Origin of the sequence: Romboutsia sp. (assembly GCF_051659545.1) — a bacterium.
In the GTDB taxonomy this organism is placed as follows: domain Bacteria; phylum Bacillota; class Clostridia; order Peptostreptococcales; family Peptostreptococcaceae; genus JBOFOR01.
Genome location: NZ_JBOFOR010000178.1, coordinates 15919 through 33871 on the forward strand (window position 1 = coordinate 15919; position 17953 = coordinate 33871).

14 protein-coding genes are annotated in these 17953 nt (G+C 29.4%); 12 read left to right on the forward strand and 2 right to left on the reverse strand.

All coding sequences use genetic code 11. The features are described from left to right. The first annotated feature begins 79 nt into the window (after positions 1-79). Entirely contained in the window at positions 80-1033 is a 954-nt protein-coding gene (locus ACRC03_RS09545; protein WP_438652335.1) for a carbohydrate kinase family protein, read from the forward strand. 158 nt (positions 1034-1191) lie between these two features. Here ACRC03_RS09545 and ACRC03_RS09550 read toward each other — a convergent pair whose 3' ends face one another. Next, a complete protein-coding gene (locus ACRC03_RS09550; RefSeq protein WP_438652336.1) occupies positions 1192-2421 on the reverse strand; it encodes an aminopeptidase in 1230 nt (409 codons plus the stop codon). A 316-nt stretch (positions 2422-2737) separates the two neighbouring features. Here ACRC03_RS09550 and ACRC03_RS09555 point away from each other — a divergent pair, with 316 nt between their 5' ends. The 4 genes from ACRC03_RS09555 (at position 2738) to carB (ending at position 9048) form a co-directional block, all read left to right on the forward strand. Next, positions 2738-3541: a nitroreductase family protein gene (locus tag ACRC03_RS09555; RefSeq protein ID WP_438652337.1), complete on the forward strand. Its 804-nt coding sequence runs from the start codon at positions 2738-2740 to the stop codon at positions 3539-3541. Positions 3542-4006: 465 nt separating this feature from the next. Beyond that, complete coding sequence (pyrF, locus tag ACRC03_RS09560; protein WP_438652338.1) at positions 4007-4723, forward strand: orotidine-5'-phosphate decarboxylase; 717 nt, start codon at positions 4007-4009, stop codon at positions 4721-4723. 11 nt (positions 4724-4734) lie between these two features. Further along, positions 4735-5781 (forward strand): glutamine-hydrolyzing carbamoyl-phosphate synthase small subunit, encoded by a 1047-nt coding sequence (carA, locus tag ACRC03_RS09565; protein ID WP_438652339.1) that lies wholly within the window; start codon positions 4735-4737, stop codon positions 5779-5781. Positions 5782-5820: 39 nt separating this feature from the next. Beyond that, entirely contained in the window at positions 5821-9048 is a 3228-nt protein-coding gene (gene carB, locus ACRC03_RS09570) for a carbamoyl-phosphate synthase large subunit (protein ID WP_438652340.1), read from the forward strand. Between the two features lie 81 nt (positions 9049-9129). On the opposite strand, the gene ACRC03_RS09575 is transcribed toward carB, so the two are convergent. After that, positions 9130-9858, reverse strand: coding sequence for a DUF3298 domain-containing protein (locus ACRC03_RS09575; RefSeq protein WP_438652341.1), 729 nt, complete (start codon positions 9856-9858; stop codon positions 9130-9132). Positions 9859-10074: 216 nt separating this feature from the next. Here ACRC03_RS09575 and ACRC03_RS09580 point away from each other — a divergent pair, with 216 nt between their 5' ends. The 7 genes from ACRC03_RS09580 (at position 10075) to ACRC03_RS09610 (ending at position 17900) form a co-directional block, all read left to right on the forward strand. After that, on the forward strand, positions 10075-10947 hold the full coding sequence (locus ACRC03_RS09580; RefSeq protein ID WP_438652342.1) for a class I SAM-dependent methyltransferase: 873 nt from the start codon (positions 10075-10077) through the stop codon (positions 10945-10947). Then, positions 10947-11615 (forward strand): RluA family pseudouridine synthase, encoded by a 669-nt coding sequence (locus ACRC03_RS09585; RefSeq protein WP_438652343.1) that lies wholly within the window; start codon positions 10947-10949, stop codon positions 11613-11615. The genes ACRC03_RS09580 and ACRC03_RS09585 overlap by 1 nt, the downstream gene beginning before the upstream one ends. A 27-nt stretch (positions 11616-11642) precedes the next feature. Next, entirely contained in the window at positions 11643-12500 is an 858-nt protein-coding gene (locus tag ACRC03_RS09590) for a MerR family transcriptional regulator (protein ID WP_438652344.1), read from the forward strand. Positions 12501-12902: 402 nt separating this feature from the next. After that, positions 12903-14081 carry a trans-sulfuration enzyme family protein gene (locus tag ACRC03_RS09595; RefSeq protein ID WP_438652345.1) on the forward strand — a complete coding sequence of 393 codons (1179 nt, stop codon included), beginning with the start codon at positions 12903-12905 and terminating at the stop codon, positions 14079-14081. A gap of 33 nt (positions 14082-14114) precedes the next feature. After that, entirely contained in the window at positions 14115-15368 is a 1254-nt protein-coding gene (locus ACRC03_RS09600) for an MFS transporter (RefSeq protein ID WP_438652346.1), read from the forward strand. Positions 15369-15498: 130 nt separating this feature from the next. Beyond that, positions 15499-17097 (forward strand): BCCT family transporter, encoded by a 1599-nt coding sequence (locus tag ACRC03_RS09605; protein ID WP_438652347.1) that lies wholly within the window; start codon positions 15499-15501, stop codon positions 17095-17097. An 86-nt stretch (positions 17098-17183) separates the two neighbouring features. Next, positions 17184-17900 (forward strand): UPF0489 family protein, encoded by a 717-nt coding sequence (locus tag ACRC03_RS09610; protein ID WP_438652348.1) that lies wholly within the window; start codon positions 17184-17186, stop codon positions 17898-17900. The last annotated feature ends 53 nt before the right edge of the window (positions 17901-17953 follow it).

Consider the following 17953-nt stretch of genomic DNA (forward strand, 5'->3'; position numbering starts at 1 on the left):
TTAAAATACAAAATATATAGAAAAAACTTATAATAATGTGATAAAATAGGAAGGTGATTTTTACGGAAGGTGGACAAAAATGATGGAAAATAGACAGCCTTATGCATTAGTTTTTGGAGTATCAGTATTTGATATTTGTGGCTTTACAGATAGAAATTATAGATCCAATGACTCTAATCCTGGTAAAGTAAAAACTTCTTTTGGAGGTGTTTGCAGAAATATCGCCGAATGTATGGCTAGAGTGGGTGTTAATACAAAGTTTATTTCTATTCTAGGTGATGATGAAACTGGAAACAGAATGATGGAACACTCTAAGATTATGAAGTATGATATGAGTGAGTCTTTAATAGTTAAAGGGGGTCACACGCCTACATATATGGCTATTTTGGATGAGCAAGGTGAGATGGTATCCGCTGTAGTAGATATGAAAATAATAGATATGTTTACTACAGATTTTATAGATTTAAAAGCAGATATAATTAAAAATTCTGAGTATATTATAATGGATTCAGACAGACCTGATATAGTAGAATATATAATAAACAAGTTTAGAGGACAAACTAAATTCGTATTAGATCCAGTATCTGCTGCTAAAGCTAAAAAAGTAAAACATTTAATAAAGCACTTCCATACTATAAAGCCAAATAGATATGAAGCAGAAATAATGTGTGGATTTAAGATACACAATGAAGAAGATTTAAGAAAAGCAGGACAATATTTTATAAGTTTAGGTATAGAAAATGTATTTATAACACTAGATGAAGATGGTATATACTATAACAATGGTAAAGAAGAAGGAAAAATAAAAGCTAATGATGTAAAAGTAGTAAATGTTACAGGAGCAGGTGATTCTTTCGTTGCTGGAATAGCTAGTGGGTATATGAATGATATAAATATAGTAGATACTGTAAAATATGCTATAGCAATGTCTACAATAACTATATCAACAGAAGAAACTATACATCCAGATATGTGTAATGAATTAGTTAAAGAATATATGAATACAATAGAATGGACAGAGATAAACTATTAAAGTAATAATTTATGTTAAAAAACATATAATTAAAGTTAGAAATTAATTTATTTATAAAGATTAATTAATATAAAAATCATTTATCGTCAACACGTCAACATAAAGAAGGCCGAAAGAAATAAATAGTTTCTCTCGGCCTTTTTACTTATAAAATAATATTAAAAAGCCCAGTTTCCGTTTTTGAAAATTTGAACTTCAGTATCATCATAAGTAACACCCATTATATCCATATCATTTGAACCTATCATGAAATCAACGTGAGTTAAACTATCGTTCACTCCGTATTTATCCATTTCATCATCTTGAATTTTATCTCCATCTTTTATACAAGTTTTGTATGCAGAACCAAGAGCGAAGTGGCAAGATGCATTTTCATCAAATAATGTATTAAAGAATACTATGTTAGTGTCAGAGATAGGAGATTTAAAAGGTACTAAAGCAACTTCTCCTAGATAATGAGAACCTTCATCAGTATCTATTAATTTACCTAAAGTTTCATAACCTTTTTCAGCGGAATAATCTACTATTTTACCATCTTTAAAAGTTAAAGAGAAATTATCAATAATATTTCCACCGTAAACGAGAGGCTTAGTACTATAGACAACACCATTTACTTTGAATTTATGAGGCATAGTAAAAATTTCTTCAGTTGGCATATTTGCGTTGAAACTTATGCCATTAGGATCATGAGAAGCACCACTTAGCCATATATGACCTTCTGTTAAATCCATAGATAAATCAGTTTTTGAAGATTTAAATCTTAATGTTTTAAAGTTATTTTTATTTAAAAATTCTGTTCTTACTTTTAAGTCTGCATTATGTTTTTTCCAAGCTTCTACAGGGTTTTCAGTATCTATTCTTGTACATTTAAATATAGCTTCCCAAAGCTTATCAATAGCTTCTTCTTTAGATACGTCAGCAAACACTTTTGTAGCCCAAGCTTCAGTAGGTATAGAAACAATACTCCATTTACATTTATCAGATAAAGTATAAGATCTCCATTCTTTTAAAGCTTTAGCAGAAGCTTTTTGGAAATTAGCAACCCTTTGAGGGTCTACGTTTTTTAGCAAATCTGGATTTTGAGCGTATATAGTTAAGAATGCTCCTCCATCTTTTGCTATATCTACATATTGATCAGATACCCATCTAGGGAATTCATTGAAAGTTTCTTCAGGTGCATTTAGATACTTTATTAAAGTACACTCTTCATCAGACCATTCTATATGTACATTTTTAGCTCCTAGTTTATAAGCCTGTGTTACAACTTTTCTAACAAAATTAGCACATTCTATTGGTGATCTAACAAGAAGAGTTTGGCCAGGTTGTATATTAACACCAACTTCTACGGCTAATTTAGCATATTCATTTAAATTTCTTTCAAAGTTCATACATTTACCTCCTAGTTTTAAATTTAATGCTATTTATATTTTAGTACATATTAAGGATAAAAATACTATTAAAATTAATAAAATGGGTATTTAATACATAATATCCAAATTAAATCAATTTATCTAAAGAATATAGATAAATATGAATCTAATATTGGAAACAATATATAAAAATAAAGTAAATATTAATAAAATTATTTAAAAAAAATTATAAATGTTGAAAAATAGTGTTTTTTAACTTAAAAACTATACACAAAAATAAAAAAGAATTTATAATAGATATATATAGATAATGCAATTAATTAGGAGGAAGCAGATGGAGCTATATGATGCCATTTTTTATAGAAGGACAACGAGAAAGTATTCAAATAAAAAAGTAACCGTAGAACTATTAGAAGAAATAAAGAGAGTTTGTAATAATATAACATATTTAAATCAAGATTTAAATATAAAAGCACATGTTGTAGAGAGAGGTCATATCGTACATTTTTTACAAGGTAAAAACTGTAAAGTTAAAGCTCCCCATTATTTAATAATAACATCTACTAAAGGGGAAGACTATTTAGAAAACATAGGATTTGCGATAGAAGAAATCGTATTAAATTTGACTACTTTAGGGATAGCAACATGTTGGCTAGAGTCTAATTTAAAAAGAGAAGATATTTTAGAATTTGTAGATTTAGATGAGGAAGTAGTGCAAGATGAAGAGGTGGAAGAAGAATTGAATTTAGAACAGCCATGTATTATGGTAGCGTTTGGGTATCCAGGAGAGTCAGAACAATTACTTAGAAGAGATAAAGCGAAAATAGATAGAAAGAAGTTAAGATATATTTGTAAAAAGGCATCAAGAAAAAATATTAAGATTATAAATGCTATTAGATTCTCTCCATCAGTTAAAAATTGCCAACCTTGGGTTTTATATAACGATGATGATTCACTTCATTTATATGAAGATAAACAAAAGAAAAACTTAAGGGAAATGAGTAAAATAAGTATGGGTATAGGTCTTAGACATATAGATATATCTTGTAAAAAACATGCTATACCAGTAACCTATGAAAAGGTTAAATATAAGAAAAAGATAGGGAAAGAATATTATATAAGCATTATTTTAAAATAGGAAATAAAATATAAATAAAAAAATGAAATAATAAATAAAAGAATAGTTGACAATAATAGGAAAAGATGTGATAATTGTATACAAAGATAAAGCTTTAAAATATCCCAGAGAGGATATGAAGCTAATCAAGATTAAATATAATAATAAAAATCCTTAAAAATAGTCCAGAGAGGCTAAAAAGGTTCAATATAAACTATGATTATTTGAATTTGTATTTATAACCTCTAGCTGGATTAGTTAGAGGTTTTTTTGAGTAAAGAGTAAAGTTGTTGATGGTCTAAAAAGTAGCACCAACACGTGGCTCACGCAAAATTAAGTTTCATAACATATTAAAAAAAAATAAAGTCTTTTAAACTAGTCCAGAGAGGCTGGGAAAGATATCTTGAAATAGATAACCTCCTTATACCCTCATTTGGTATAAGGATTTTTTATTGTAAGGCTTTATTAAAATAAGGAGAGGTCAATATGATAAACGGAAAAGAAAAACTAATAGTTGCAATCGATACTAATGAATTTGATAAAGCTAAAGAACTTATAGATAAACTAGAAGACAGTGTAGATATATTCAAGGTAGGGTTAGAGCAATACGTAGCTACAAGAGGAAAAACAGTAGATTATTTAAATGAGAAAGGGAAAAAAATATTCTTAGATCTTAAATTCCATGATATACCAAATACTATGCAAAGTGCAGTAAGAGCTGCGGTAAGAGATAAGGTTTGGTTAATGACAATACATGTATCAGATATGGAGGGTATGAGACAATGTGCTTTAGCTGCAAATGAAGAAGCAGAAAAGTTAAATATAGAGAAGCCTATAATAGTAGGGGTTACAGTGTTAACATCGTTAAGTAACAAAGATTTACAAGATATAGGATGCAATATGACTACAGAAGAATTAGCTATAAAGAGAGCTAAATTAGCTAAAGAAGCAGGAATAGATGGAATAGTTTGTTCAGCTCAAGAAGTAGATAAAATAGTAGAGGCATGTGGAAAAGATTTCGTAACGGTATGTCCAGGAATAAGACCATCTACAGCAGACGCAGGAGATCAAAAAAGGGTAGTTACTCCAGCTGAGGCTATAAACAAAGGTGCACATTATTTAGTAGTTGGAAGACCTATAACTAAAGCAGAAAACCCAAGACAATCAGCAATAAATATAGTAAATGAAATAGAAAATGCTTAGGAGGTAGGATTATGAAGGGAAAATTAATATTACAAGATGGAACAGTATTTGAAGGTAAAGCTTTTGGATATTTACAAGACAGCGTGGGAGAAGTTGTATTTAATACTTCTATGACAGGATACGGAGAAGTATTAACAGATCCTTCGTACTATGGACAGATAGTAACAATGACTTATCCACTTATAGGGAATTATGGAATAAATTTAGAAGATGTAGAATCAAGAGGAGTTCATGTAAAAGGTTTTATAGTGAGAGAAAAAAGTGACACACCAAACAACTTTAGATGTGAAATGGATTTAGATACTTACTTAAAGCAAAACAAAGTTATAGGTCTTGAAGGAATAGACACAAGAGCTTTAACTAAGATATTAAGAAATAGTGGAACTATGAAAGGCATAATAACTTTAGAAAATGCTTCATTAGAAGATGTTCAAGCTAAGTTAGATAATTTCTCAAACACTACAGCTGTAAAAACAGTAACTAGAAAAGAAATAGAGCGTATAAATGGAGAAGGAACTAAAGTAGCTGTAATGGACTTTGGTGTTAAGCAAAATATATTAAGATCATTTGCTAATAGAGGGTGTGATATAACAGTATTCCCTGCAACAACAAAAGCAGATGAAATATTAGCTATAAATCCTGAACTAATATTCTTATCCAATGGACCTGGAGATCCAGAAGATTTAGAAGATGTTATCGAAAACATAAAAGAATTAGTAGGTAAAAAACCTATAGTAGGTATTTGCTTAGGTCACCAATTATTAGCATTAACATTAGGTGGAAAAACTTCTAAATTAAAATTCGGTCATAGAGGTGGAAATCACCCAGTTAAAGATTTAGAAGAAAATAAAGTATTCATAACATCTCAAAATCATGGATACTACGTATCTGAGATGCCAACAGATATGGAAGTAACACATATAAACTTAAATGATAATACAGTAGAAGGTATGAAACATACTAAGTTACCGATATACAGTGTTCAATATCATCCAGAGGCTTGCCCAGGGCCAAAAGACAACGATTATATATTTGATAAGTTCTTAGAATTAGTATAGATTGTTAACATTTATTAGATTAGATAAGGAGAAAAAAATATGCCTAAAATAGATAGTATAAAAAAGACATTAGTATTAGGTTCAGGACCTATAATCATAGGTCAAGCAGCAGAGTTTGACTACTCTGGAACACAAGCATGCCAAGCATTAAAAGAAGAGGGAATAGAAGTTGTATTAATAAATAGTAACCCAGCTACAATAATGACGGATAAAGAAGTAGCGGATAAAATATATATAGAGCCATTAACAATAGAGTTTATAGAAAAGATAATAGAAAAGGAAAGACCAGACAGTTTACTAGCAGGAATGGGTGGTCAAACAGCTCTTAATTTAGCTGTTGAATTACATGATGCTGGTATATTAGAAAAGTATGGTGTAAAGATAATAGGTACTTCTGTTGAATCTATAAAAAAAGGTGAAGATAGAGATACTTTTAGAGAAGTAATGAGAAAAATAAACCAACCAGTAGTAATTAGTGATATAGTAACAGATTTAGAAAGTGGATTTAAATTTGCAGAGCAAATAGGATACCCGGTAGTAGTTAGACCTGCATACACATTAGGCGGAACTGGTGGAGGTATAGCTGAAACAGTTGAAGAACTTACTGAAATACTTACTCAAGGATTACAATTAAGTCCAGTTAGCCAAGTATTACTTGAAAAAAGTATAAAGGGTTGGAAAGAAATCGAATATGAAGTAATGAGAGATAGTAATGGAAACTGTATAACTGTATGTAATATGGAAAATATAGATCCTGTTGGAGTACATACAGGAGATAGTATAGTTGTAGCGCCAAGCCAAACTTTAAGTGATAAAGAGTACCAAATGCTTAGAAAAGCATCAATCGATATAATAAATGAAATAAAAGTTGAAGGTGGATGTAACGTTCAGATAGCATTAAACCCAACTAGTTTAGAGTATGCAATAATAGAAATAAATCCAAGAGTAAGTAGATCTTCAGCATTAGCATCAAAAGCTACTGGTTATCCAATAGCTAAAGTTGGAGCGAAAATAGCTTTAGGATATACATTAGATGAAATTGAAAATGCAGTAACAAAAAAGACTTATGCATGTTTTGAGCCTACATTAGACTATGTAGTAGTAAAAATACCAAAGTGGCCATTTGATAAGTTTAAGCAAGCTAACAGAAAGCTAGGAACAAAGATGATGGCAACTGGTGAAATAATGAGTATAGGAAGCAACTTTGAATCGGCTATGCTTAAGGGAATAAGATCTTTAGAAATAGGTAAATATTCTTTAGTTCATGCTCCATCAGAAGAAAAAAGTATAGAAGCATTAAAGAAAAGTGTAGTAGTTCCTGATGATGAAAGATTGTTTGATTTAGCTGAAATGATAAGAAGAGGCTATAAAATAGAAATGATAGAACAAATCACTGGTGTAGATAAGTGGTTTATAAATAAATTCAAGTGGATAGTAGATCAAGAAGAAAAATTAAAGGGAATGAAAATAGAAGACTTAAGTAAAGACTATCTATTACAACTAAAGAAAAAAGGATTCTCTGACAAAGGTATAGCAGACTTAATGAAGATAAGTCCAGAAAGATTACTTGAGTTGAGAAAATTATATAATATACAACCAGCATACAAAATGGTTGATACTTGTGGAGGAGAGTTTGATGCCTTATCTCCATACTACTACTCAACATATGAGCAATATGATGAAGTAGAAATAAGTGAAAAAAGAAAAATAATTGTTTTAGGATCTGGACCAATAAGAATAGGTCAAGGTATAGAGTTCGACTATTGCTCGGTTCACTGTATAAAATCGTTAAGAAACATGGGAATAGAGACAATAATAATAAATAATAACCCTGAAACAGTAAGTACAGACTTTGATACATCAGATAAATTATACTTTGAACCACTTACAGAGGAAGAAGTATTAAATATAATAGAAAAAGAGAATCCAGAAGGTGTAGTATTACAATTTGGTGGTCAAACAGCAATAAAATTAGCTAAGTTCTTACATGAAAAAAATATAAGAATATTAGGAACTGATTTCAGTGATATAGATGCAGCAGAAGATAGAGAAAAATTTGAAGAGTTACTAGAAAAATTAGATATAAATAGACCAAAAGGAAAAGCTATTTGGTCGGTAGAAGAAGGTATAGAAGAAGCTAGTAAGTTAGATTATCCAGTATTAGTTAGACCATCTTATGTACTTGGTGGCCAAGGTATGGAAATAACTTATGATGAAAATAAATTAGCTACATACTTAGAAAGTGCTTTTCAAAGAGATAAGAAGAATCCTGTACTTATAGATAAGTACTTAACAGGAAGAGAAATAGAAGTAGATGCAATCTGTGATGGAACAGATATATTAATACCAGGAATAATGGAACACTTAGAAAGAGCAGGAGTTCACTCTGGAGATAGTATAACAATGTATCCAAGCCAAAATATAAGTAATGAAATAAAAGCTAAAATATTAGAGTATACGAAAAAAATTGCTATAGAGTTAAATGTACTTGGAATGGTAAACATTCAGTTTATAGAATTCCAGAATGAATTATATATAATAGAGGTTAACCCAAGAGCGAGTAGAACAGTACCATATATAAGTAAGGTAAGTAATGTACCTATAGTAGACTTAGCTACTAGATGTATGTTAGGAGAAAAATTAGTAGACCTAGGATATGGAACGGGTGTATATAAAGAGCCTAAGTTAATATCAGTAAAGGTTCCTGTATTCTCAATGTCAAAACTTGCTAGAGTTGATATAAGCTTAGGTCCTGAAATGAAATCTACAGGAGAAGTATTAGGTGTAGGTGAAACTTTAGAAGAAGCTTTATATAAAGGATTCTTAGGAGCAGGTAAAACTATGTCTGATAAAAAAGGTGTAGTATTAGCAACTGTAAATAACTATGATAAAGAGGAATTTATAGAAATAGCAAAAGATATGAATGAATTAGGATATACTTTCGTAGCTACAGAAGGAACTGCAAATTTATTAAGAAATAATGGAATAAATGCAGATACAGTTAATAGAGTAGAAGAAGCTAGACCTAATATATTAGATGCTATAAGAAACAAGCAAGTTGATATAGTAATAAATACTCCTACAAAAGGAAATGACTCAACAAGAGATGGATTTAAAATAAGAAGAACTGCTATTGAATTCGCTACAGAAATAATGACATCACTTGATACATTAAGAGCTCTAGTAGAAGTTAAGAAGAAGCAAATAAGCAATAAAGAATTAAAAGTATATGATATAGCGCAAGAAGAAGTTGCAACTACAAACTAGAACTATATAATAGTTAAAATAAATTCTAACATAAAAAAATCGAGGTTTAATTAAACCTCGATTTTTTATGTTAGAATTTATTTATTTTTTAAGTTGTTTAGACCTTTTTAGGGAATCTTCATAAACGACATTAGTGGAATCACAATAAAAACGAGGATTAATATAAGGTGCAAACCTACTGAAAGACATTTTAAACTTAGGTATACCCATCTTTGAAGGAGAAAGTTCATCTAAGCCAAAATATATTACTATACCATCATCTGTAATATAAAATGCTTGGTCTTCAGGAATTTCTATTACTACATCTTTATAATACAGATCTTTATTTTGACTTATCTTATAGTTAATATAATTAGAAACAACTTTAATATAATTAATATTTTTGTTAAATATATCCTTTAGGTAAATGTTATTCCCGGTAAGTAAGTCAATGTTATAGTTATACAAATCATTGTATTCAGGACCGAAATCACCTCCAAAGCCCATAAGACTTAAAATAACACTTAGTACGTGATTCTTATTAAAAGTAACTGCATAGTCTGAGAAGACTTTATAATTTCTTTTTGGTAAAGCATTTTGAATTGCTGACTTATTGTATTCTTCTTCTTCTTTTTTTAAGCCTTCTTTGAAACTTTCCACATCAAGTTTAATTGTTGAATTTAAATTGTTTAATATAACTGAATTAACATAAAAATAAGTATTTTTAAAGTTGTAAAAGCTAGGATATTGAAGATTGTAAGAAAAAAAGTTGCTATTATTAAATTCTTGATTAAACTTTATATAAATTAAATTATATATACAATTGTCCATATAATTCTCCTCCTTTTAATACGGTTATAATATACTATGCTAGACAAAGGAAGATAATTAATAATCAAAAGAATATTCTTATAATAAAAAAGCAAATATAATCATTATAGGTATTTAGCACAAACTAAAGTATATAAAGTATTCAAAATAGCGAAAATATAGATAAATATATGGTATAATACATAAATTAAGAGTAATTAATTTAGGAGGCAAAAGATGTTATTATTAGCAGATAAATGGCAAGACTATGAACTTATAGATATGGGTAACGGAGAAAAATTAGAACGTTGGGGTGATATAGTATTAAGAAGACCAGATCCTCAAGTTATGTGGCCTATACAAAATGAAAGTGGATTATGGAAGAATCCTCATGGGCACTACCACAGAAGTGCTAGAGGTGGAGGACAATGGGAACACAAAAAGAAATATGCAGAAAAATGGGTAGTAAGTTACAAAAACTTAAAATTTAATATAAGTCCAACAGGATTTAAACATACAGGATTATTCCCAGAACAAGCGGCAAACTGGGATTGGGCAATGGATAAAATAGAAAATGCTAAAAGACCTATAAAGGTACTAAACCTTTTTGCATATACTGGTGGAGCAACTGTAGCTTGTGCAGCAGCTGGTGCAGAGGTATGTCATGTAGATGCTTCTAAAGGTATGGTAACTTGGGCAAAGGAAAACTTAGAAACATCAGGACTAGGAGACAGAAAAGTAAGATTTATGGTTGATGATGTTGTTAAGTTTGTTGAAAGAGAAATAAGAAGAGGAAATAAATACGATGCTATAATAATGGATCCACCTTCTTATGGAAGAGGACCAAAAGGTGAAGTATGGCAAATTGAAGAAAAATTATATGGATTAGTTGAATTATGTACTAAGGCATTATCAGATGAGCCTTTATTCTTTTTAATAAACTCATATACTACAGGATTATCTCCGATAATACTTGAACATATATTAGATGCAACAGTAGCTAAAAAGGCTAAAGGCGGTAAAATATATGGAGGAGAAATAGGTATACCTACTTCTAGAGATGGGAAAGTACTTCCTTGTGGTATATTTGGAAGATGGGAGTCTAAATAATGGTTAAAGTTATATATGAAGATAACCATTTATTAGTTGTAGAAAAACCTGTGAATATGCTATCTCAAGGTGATGATACCAATGACAAAGATATGGTAAATCTTTTGAAGCAGTATGTCAAAGAAAAGTATAATAAGCCTGGGAATGTATTTATAGGTTTAGTGCATAGACTAGATAGACCAGTAGGTGGAGTTATGGTGTTTGCAAAAACTTCAAAAGCTGCTTCTAGGCTATCTGAGCAAGTAAGAAGTAAATCAATTAAAAAGACTTACAAAACTGTTATACATGGAACTATGAATAAAGAAAAAGATACTTTAAAAGACTATCTTTATAAAAATAAGAAAACTAACATGGTAAGTGTAGTTAAAAAAGACCATAAAGAAGCTAAAGATGCAGAGTTAAGTTATAGTACTTTAGGTAAAAAGAATGAATTTAGTCTTGTAGAGGTAGACCTAAAAACTGGAAGATCTCATCAAATTAGAGTACAGTTTGCAAGTAGAAAACATCCCTTGTTTGGAGATCAGAGGTATGGACAAAATTTAAATAAAGTAGGTCAACAAATTTCATTATGGTCATACAAAATAGAAATAAATCATCCTACAACTAAAGAAAAAATGGAATTTATATGTGAACCTCCAAAAGAATATCCATGGGATTTATTTATTTAATAGATTATTAACGAAGGGGGGAGATGTATGTCTAATTATTATTCTATAGGAGAGATGTCAAAACTTAATAAAGTTAGCATACAGACACTAAGATATTATGATCAAATAGGATTATTAAAACCTGTTTATGTGGACAAAGAAAGCAACTATAGGTATTATTCAATAGATCAATTTCCACAATTAGATTTAATTAAATATTTAAAATACTTAGGTATGCCATTAAAAGATATTAAATCAAAGCTGAGCAATAGTGATGAAGAAATGCTAGACTTATTGAATAACAAAATAGAAACAGTAAATGAAAACATATTAGAGCTACAAACAATAAAACGTATATTATCTAAGAAAAAAGAATTGCTAGAAAGAACAATGAAAGAATACGAAACAGATATTATATTTAGAAAACATATACCGATGAGAAGTATATTGCAAGTAGAATATGAGAATTGTAGCTACAAAAACCATGAAATGAGCTTGGCTAGAAGGGAATTAGCTAACATTATGGAAGAAAATATATCTGTATTTTATGGGGGAGTAAGTGGAATAATCGATATAGACAAATTTATTGAAAATAAAGAAGTTAAGTACAAGGGTAGCTTTTTAGTGATTGAAAAAGAACTGAGCACTACAAAAAATAAGCTTAATATTAGAGATATTGAATCAGGTGATTTTATATGTGTAAGGTATACAGGTAACTATGAAAATAATCATAAATACATACAACAATTAATGGATTATATAGAATATAAAAGAATACCTGTAGAAAATTATATTTATGAAATATCAATAATAGATCCAATGTCGACTAACGATGAATCAAAATTACTGACAGAAATTCAAATACCGGTTGTTAAAAGAGAAATAGACTTAAGATGCTTGGTCTAAAAATGGTATTTAATATAAGTTGAAATATAAATAAAGTAGGTAAAGAACTAAGTTGAGTGTATTAGTATGCAGAGACTTAGTTCTTTTTTATATACGAAGAAGATTAGAAAAATAACAATAAACAATAAAAAAAAGTAAAGTTAAACAATATTTTAGATTATAAAATGACATTCATATCAATAAAAAGTTATTTTAATATTTCAAACCCTATAGTTAAAACAGAGTTATGGATGTATAAAATGATTTAAAAGTTAGTATATTTATTAAAAAAATTGTTAAAAAGTTATTTTAATCCGTTGACTCTATAGTTACTATAGAGTATATAATGGTATCATAGTAAAATTTGTAGAATTATGAAAGATAAAATAGAAAACAAATAAAACATAAAATAGGAGGAGTAACGTGAATAATAACAACAATTATGATTTAGAAACGAAGTTAATTCATGGTGGTCACAAACCAGATCCAGCAACAGGAGCATTAGCAACTCCAATATATCAAACGGCAACATTCGCCGCTAAAACAGTAGAACATTTTGAAGAATTATGTCAAACATGGGGATATGTATACACAAGAGAATGCAATCCTAATCTTTCGGAGTTAGAAATTAAGTTGAGTATACTTGAAGGTGGGGAAAACGCTATTGTAAGCACATCAGGAATGGGTGCTATAGCATCAACTGTACTAGCGTTAGTAAAAAGCGGAGATCATGTAATTTGTTCAGATGGAGTATTTTCACATACTAAAATTTTAATGGGAGAGTTATTAACTAAGTTTGGAGTTGAAGTAACATTTGTTGATGCTGTTGTTCCAGATAACATAAGAAAAGAATTAAAAGAAAACACTAAGTTTGTCTATATAGAAAGTCCATTGAATCCAACATTAGACCTAGTTGATATAAAGTCTATTTCTGAAATAGCTCATGCAAATAAAAGTCTAGTAATAGTAGATAGTACATTTGGAACTCCTATAATTCAGCAACCAATAAAGTTAGGAGCAGATTTAGTTATACATAGCTTAACTAAATTCATGAATGGTCATGGAGATACTTTAGGTGGAGCTGTTATAGGATCAAAAGAACTTATAGAATTAGTAAGATGGCCAAGTTTATGCTGTTTTACAGGAGCATCATTATCTCCGATGAACGCATGGCTTATAACTAGAGGACTTAAAACTTTAGATATGAGGATGAAGAGACATTGTGAGAGTGCATTACAAATAGCAAGTTTCTTAGAAAGTCAAGATTGTGTAGAAATAGTTAAATATCCAGCTTTAAAATCACACCCTCAACATGAATTATGCAAGAGTCAAATGAATGGACTTGGTGGAGGTATAGTTTCATTTAAGTTAATAGATGGCATAAATGGATTTACTAGAGATGAAGCAAGTAGAAAACTAATGAATTCCTTAGAATTAGTTACAATAGCTACTAGTTTAGGAGAAGAACATACTTTAGTTCAAATGAATGGTGAGAACTTAATAAGAATAGCAGTTGGTTTGGAATCAGTTCAAGATATAATAAATGATTTTATACAAGCAATACAAAAAATTGAAGGTAGCTTTGAAAAATCAGAAGCATAAAAAATAAAAAACATAAATAAGCAGGAGGGTAATATGAAAGACAATAAAAATTTTAAAAGGTATTTTCTAATATTTGTATTAGCATTTGGTACTACAGCGATGTATAGTTTACCATACATGAAATCATCATTTTATGATCCAATGCAACAAGCTTTAGGTTTATCACATACTCAAATAGGTAATTTGTTAAGTGTATACGGACTAGTAGGAATGGTTTCTTATTTCGTAGGAGGATGGTTTGCAGATAAATTCTCTGTAAAGATATTAATTCCATTTTCTTTAATAGCATCAGGTTTATTAGGGTTTTACTTCTCTACATTCCCACCATATAGCCAAATATTATTAATATTTGTATTATGGGGAATCACAACGATATTAACTTTCTTTGCAGGATCAATTAAAGTTATAAGAATGCAAGGAGATGAATCTGAACAAGGTAGACTGTTTGGATTTAATGAAGGTTTATCAGGTATAGCAGGAACTTTAATATCTTTCATAGGTTTATATTTGTTTGGAAAATTAACTGATGTAACAGTAGGATTTAAGTATGTTGTATGGTTATACTCTGGAGCATCTATATTATGTGGTATATTATTATTCTTCTTAATACAAGATAAAAAAGAAGAAAAAACCTCAGGGGAGGCTCTTACATTTAAAGCTTTAACTAAGGTAGTTACTATGCCTAAAGCATGGTTAATAGGACTTATAATATTCTCTACATACTTAGTATTCTCAAGTTTAACTTACTTAAGCCCATATTTATCTGAAGTTTATGTAATGCCAATGACTTTAGTTTCAGCATTATCAATAGTAAGAACATATGTTATAAAAATGGGAGCATCTCCATCGGCAGGAGTAATAGCGGATAAAGTAGGATCACCAATAAAAGTTATGTTTGTAGGATATATATTAACAGCTGCAAGTATGGCAGCATTTTTAGTAATACCTAAGGAAAATAATTTTATGATGATAGCTGTTATAAATATGATAATATTAAGTACAATATTATTTGGATTTAGAGGTATATATTTTGCATCAGTTTCAGAGTCTAACATATCTATGGAAACTACAGGTATGGTAGTAGGATTTGCTTCATTAATAGGATTTTCTCCAGATGCATTCTACTATACATTAGCAGGAAACTGGTTAGATAGTTATGGTCAAACAGGATATACATATATATTCATGTTATCAGTAGCAGCAGCTGTAGTAGGTATATTTGCAACATATACTCTAAATAAAATAAATCAAAAAGAAAAAGAAACATCAAAAAATCAAGTAGCATAGTTTTAATATAGAAATATCAGACTCTACTCATTATAATAAAATGGGTAGAGTCTAATGCTTTATAGGAAACTGGTAAAAAATGTAATATAAACTAGCTTGAAAATTATTATATATAAAGAGGATTATAATTATGGAGAGAAAAAATATTAGTAATAACATAAACTACATCAATACAAAAGTAAAAATGAGGAAGTCTATATTTATACCTATGACCGTAGTATTTCTAAGCATTATTCTAATAGGTCTTATATCTCCAAAAAATTTCTACAATATTCAAAATTACATCGTACAAATAGCGCTTGATAATTTCGGTTGGTTATTTCAATTATCTGCAATAGCCTTTGTAATTATATGTGTATGGTTGATGTTTTCTAAGTATGGTGATATAAAGCTTGGAGGTAATAATGCTAAACCTACTTTAACTTATTGGAATTGGTTTACAATATCTCTTACTTCTGGAATAGGTACAGGTGTTTTATTCTGGGGCATAGCAGAGCCTATTACTCATTTTATGAACCCTCCACAGATAGGTACAAATATAGAAGCTGGAACGGAAGCAGCAGCTATGATGGCCATGAATATATCTTTTACTCATTGGACATTTATACCATATGCCATATATGCAGTAGCGGGTGTAATGATAGCATTTGCTGTATATAATATGAATTTACCATGCAGAGTAAGCTCTGTATTTTATACCTTAAGAGATAGAAAAGTTAGCAAAGTTACTGAAGCAATAATAGACAATATATGCTTATTTGCAATTTGTGGAGGAGTAGCAGCGTGTTTAGGTGTTGGAACTATGCAACTAGGAATGGGATTAGAACAAGTCTTGGGTATACCGAACACGAAAGTTACATGGACTTGTATAGTTATGCTTATTGTTGCTGTATATATAATCTCTAGTATTACTGGTATAGACAAAGGTGTAAAATGGATAGCAGATAAAAATGCGAAGTTATATATTTTGTTATTAGGATTTGTGTTTATAGTAGGTCCAACTACATTTATCTTATCTCTAGGAACACAGTCGTTAGGTTATATGGCAGACAACTTGTTTGCAGTCCCAACGTATTTAAGTCCTATAAATGGATCAGATTGGCCTAGATGGTGGTCTGTTTACTATTGGGCTATATGGTTAGCATATGCTCCTATTATGGGAATGTTCTTTGCACTAATAAGTAAAGGAAGAACTATAAAAGAATTTATGATGATGAACTTTATTGTCCCAAGTGCATTTGGTATAATGTGGTTTATAATCTTTGGAGGTGCATCTATACATCAACAATTAAATGGTATTGATTTGTGGGGAACTATGAATAACTTAGGAACAGAAGTATCATTGTTTTTATTTATAAAGGAGTACCCTTTATCCACATTGATATCCATTTTATTTATAGGAGCGATATTTATATCAATAGTAACTATGTGCGACACTATGACTACGACTATATCAACATTATCCCTTAACACTAGAAATGCTCAGGACAATAAAGTACCTTGGAAGATAAAGATATTCTGGGGAATATCAATGGCATCAATAGCTATTATAAATTTATTGTCATCTAACGAAGGAGTAAGTGGAATAGATGCTACTAAACAGTTGGCTACAGTAACAGGATTTCCTATATTATTTATAATGATAATTTTAGTATTTTCTGGATTGAAAATGATAATAAAAAATAAAGAATATGATAATAGTATTCAACAAGATAAAAAAATTGTATAATTTAATATAAGAATATCCTTTGGAGCAGAATAGCTTTAAAAGGATATTTTTATTTGAAGAATTCAGAAGAAAGGAGATTAAATATTGTGGATAGATATAAAGGCTTTTATATAACAAAATGTAGTGGAAATAATGTGTTTTCATACAACGAAAGACGAGATAAACAAATATATGTGCCAAAGTTAATAGAAGGAAATCTAGAAGATGTTTGCATTGGTGAAGAAGTAGTTTTCAATGAGATAGATGAAGGTATAGAAATAAAAGCAAAAGGCCTAAAAAATATGGTTAAACTTGACAGTAAAGATAAAGAGATATATATATTCGATAACCATAATCATGCTTTTTATTTTTGGATAAAAAGTCTTAATAAAGGGAATTTTAGTAAAGGGTGCAAACTAGTTCATGTAGACCAACACAAAGATACTAGAGTACCTGAGAATTATAATGTAGATATAAATAATATAGATGATGTATTTAAATATACCAATGAAACTTTAAATGTTGGTAGTTTTATAAAACCTGCTTTAGAGCATAAAATATTTTCAGAACTGATTATTATTGATAGTTCCTATGGCTTTACTTTAGATGTAAAGGGTGAATTTGTATTAGATATAGATTTGGATATATTCTCAAAAGATATGGATTATATACCATATGACTTAAAAATATATAAGATAAAAGAACTAATAAAGAGAGCTAAAGTAATAACTATAGCATCAAGTCCGTTTTTTATAGATCAAGAGTATGCTATAAAAGTATTAAAAGAATTATTTAATTATGGTATAATAGAGGAGTTAATTTAAAGTGTTTTTATAAATACATAATCAAACTTTAATATAAAATGAAATTTAATTAG

What these genes read in the sequence shown, in the direction of transcription:
- pyrF (WP_438652338.1), top strand. Translation starts at nt 4,007, where the DNA reads ATGATAAACGGAAAAGAAAAACTAATAGTTGCAATCGATACTAATGAA.
- ACRC03_RS09580 (WP_438652342.1), top strand. Translation starts at nt 10,075, where the DNA reads ATGTTATTATTAGCAGATAAATGGCAAGACTATGAACTTATAGATATG.
- ACRC03_RS09605 (WP_438652347.1), top strand. Translation starts at nt 15,499, where the DNA reads ATGGAGAGAAAAAATATTAGTAATAACATAAACTACATCAATACAAAA.
- ACRC03_RS09555 (WP_438652337.1), top strand. Translation starts at nt 2,738, where the DNA reads ATGGAGCTATATGATGCCATTTTTTATAGAAGGACAACGAGAAAGTAT.
- ACRC03_RS09550 (WP_438652336.1), bottom strand. Translation starts at nt 2,421, where the DNA reads ATGAACTTTGAAAGAAATTTAAATGAATATGCTAAATTAGCCGTAGAA.
- ACRC03_RS09600 (WP_438652346.1), top strand. Translation starts at nt 14,115, where the DNA reads ATGAAAGACAATAAAAATTTTAAAAGGTATTTTCTAATATTTGTATTA.
- ACRC03_RS09575 (WP_438652341.1), bottom strand. Translation starts at nt 9,858, where the DNA reads ATGGACAATTGTATATATAATTTAATTTATATAAAGTTTAATCAAGAA.
- ACRC03_RS09585 (WP_438652343.1), top strand. Translation starts at nt 10,947, where the DNA reads ATGGTTAAAGTTATATATGAAGATAACCATTTATTAGTTGTAGAAAAA.
- ACRC03_RS09590 (WP_438652344.1), top strand. Translation starts at nt 11,643, where the DNA reads ATGTCTAATTATTATTCTATAGGAGAGATGTCAAAACTTAATAAAGTT.
- carA (WP_438652339.1), top strand. Translation starts at nt 4,735, where the DNA reads ATGAAGGGAAAATTAATATTACAAGATGGAACAGTATTTGAAGGTAAA.
- ACRC03_RS09545 (WP_438652335.1), top strand. Translation starts at nt 80, where the DNA reads ATGATGGAAAATAGACAGCCTTATGCATTAGTTTTTGGAGTATCAGTA.
- carB (WP_438652340.1), top strand. Translation starts at nt 5,821, where the DNA reads ATGCCTAAAATAGATAGTATAAAAAAGACATTAGTATTAGGTTCAGGA.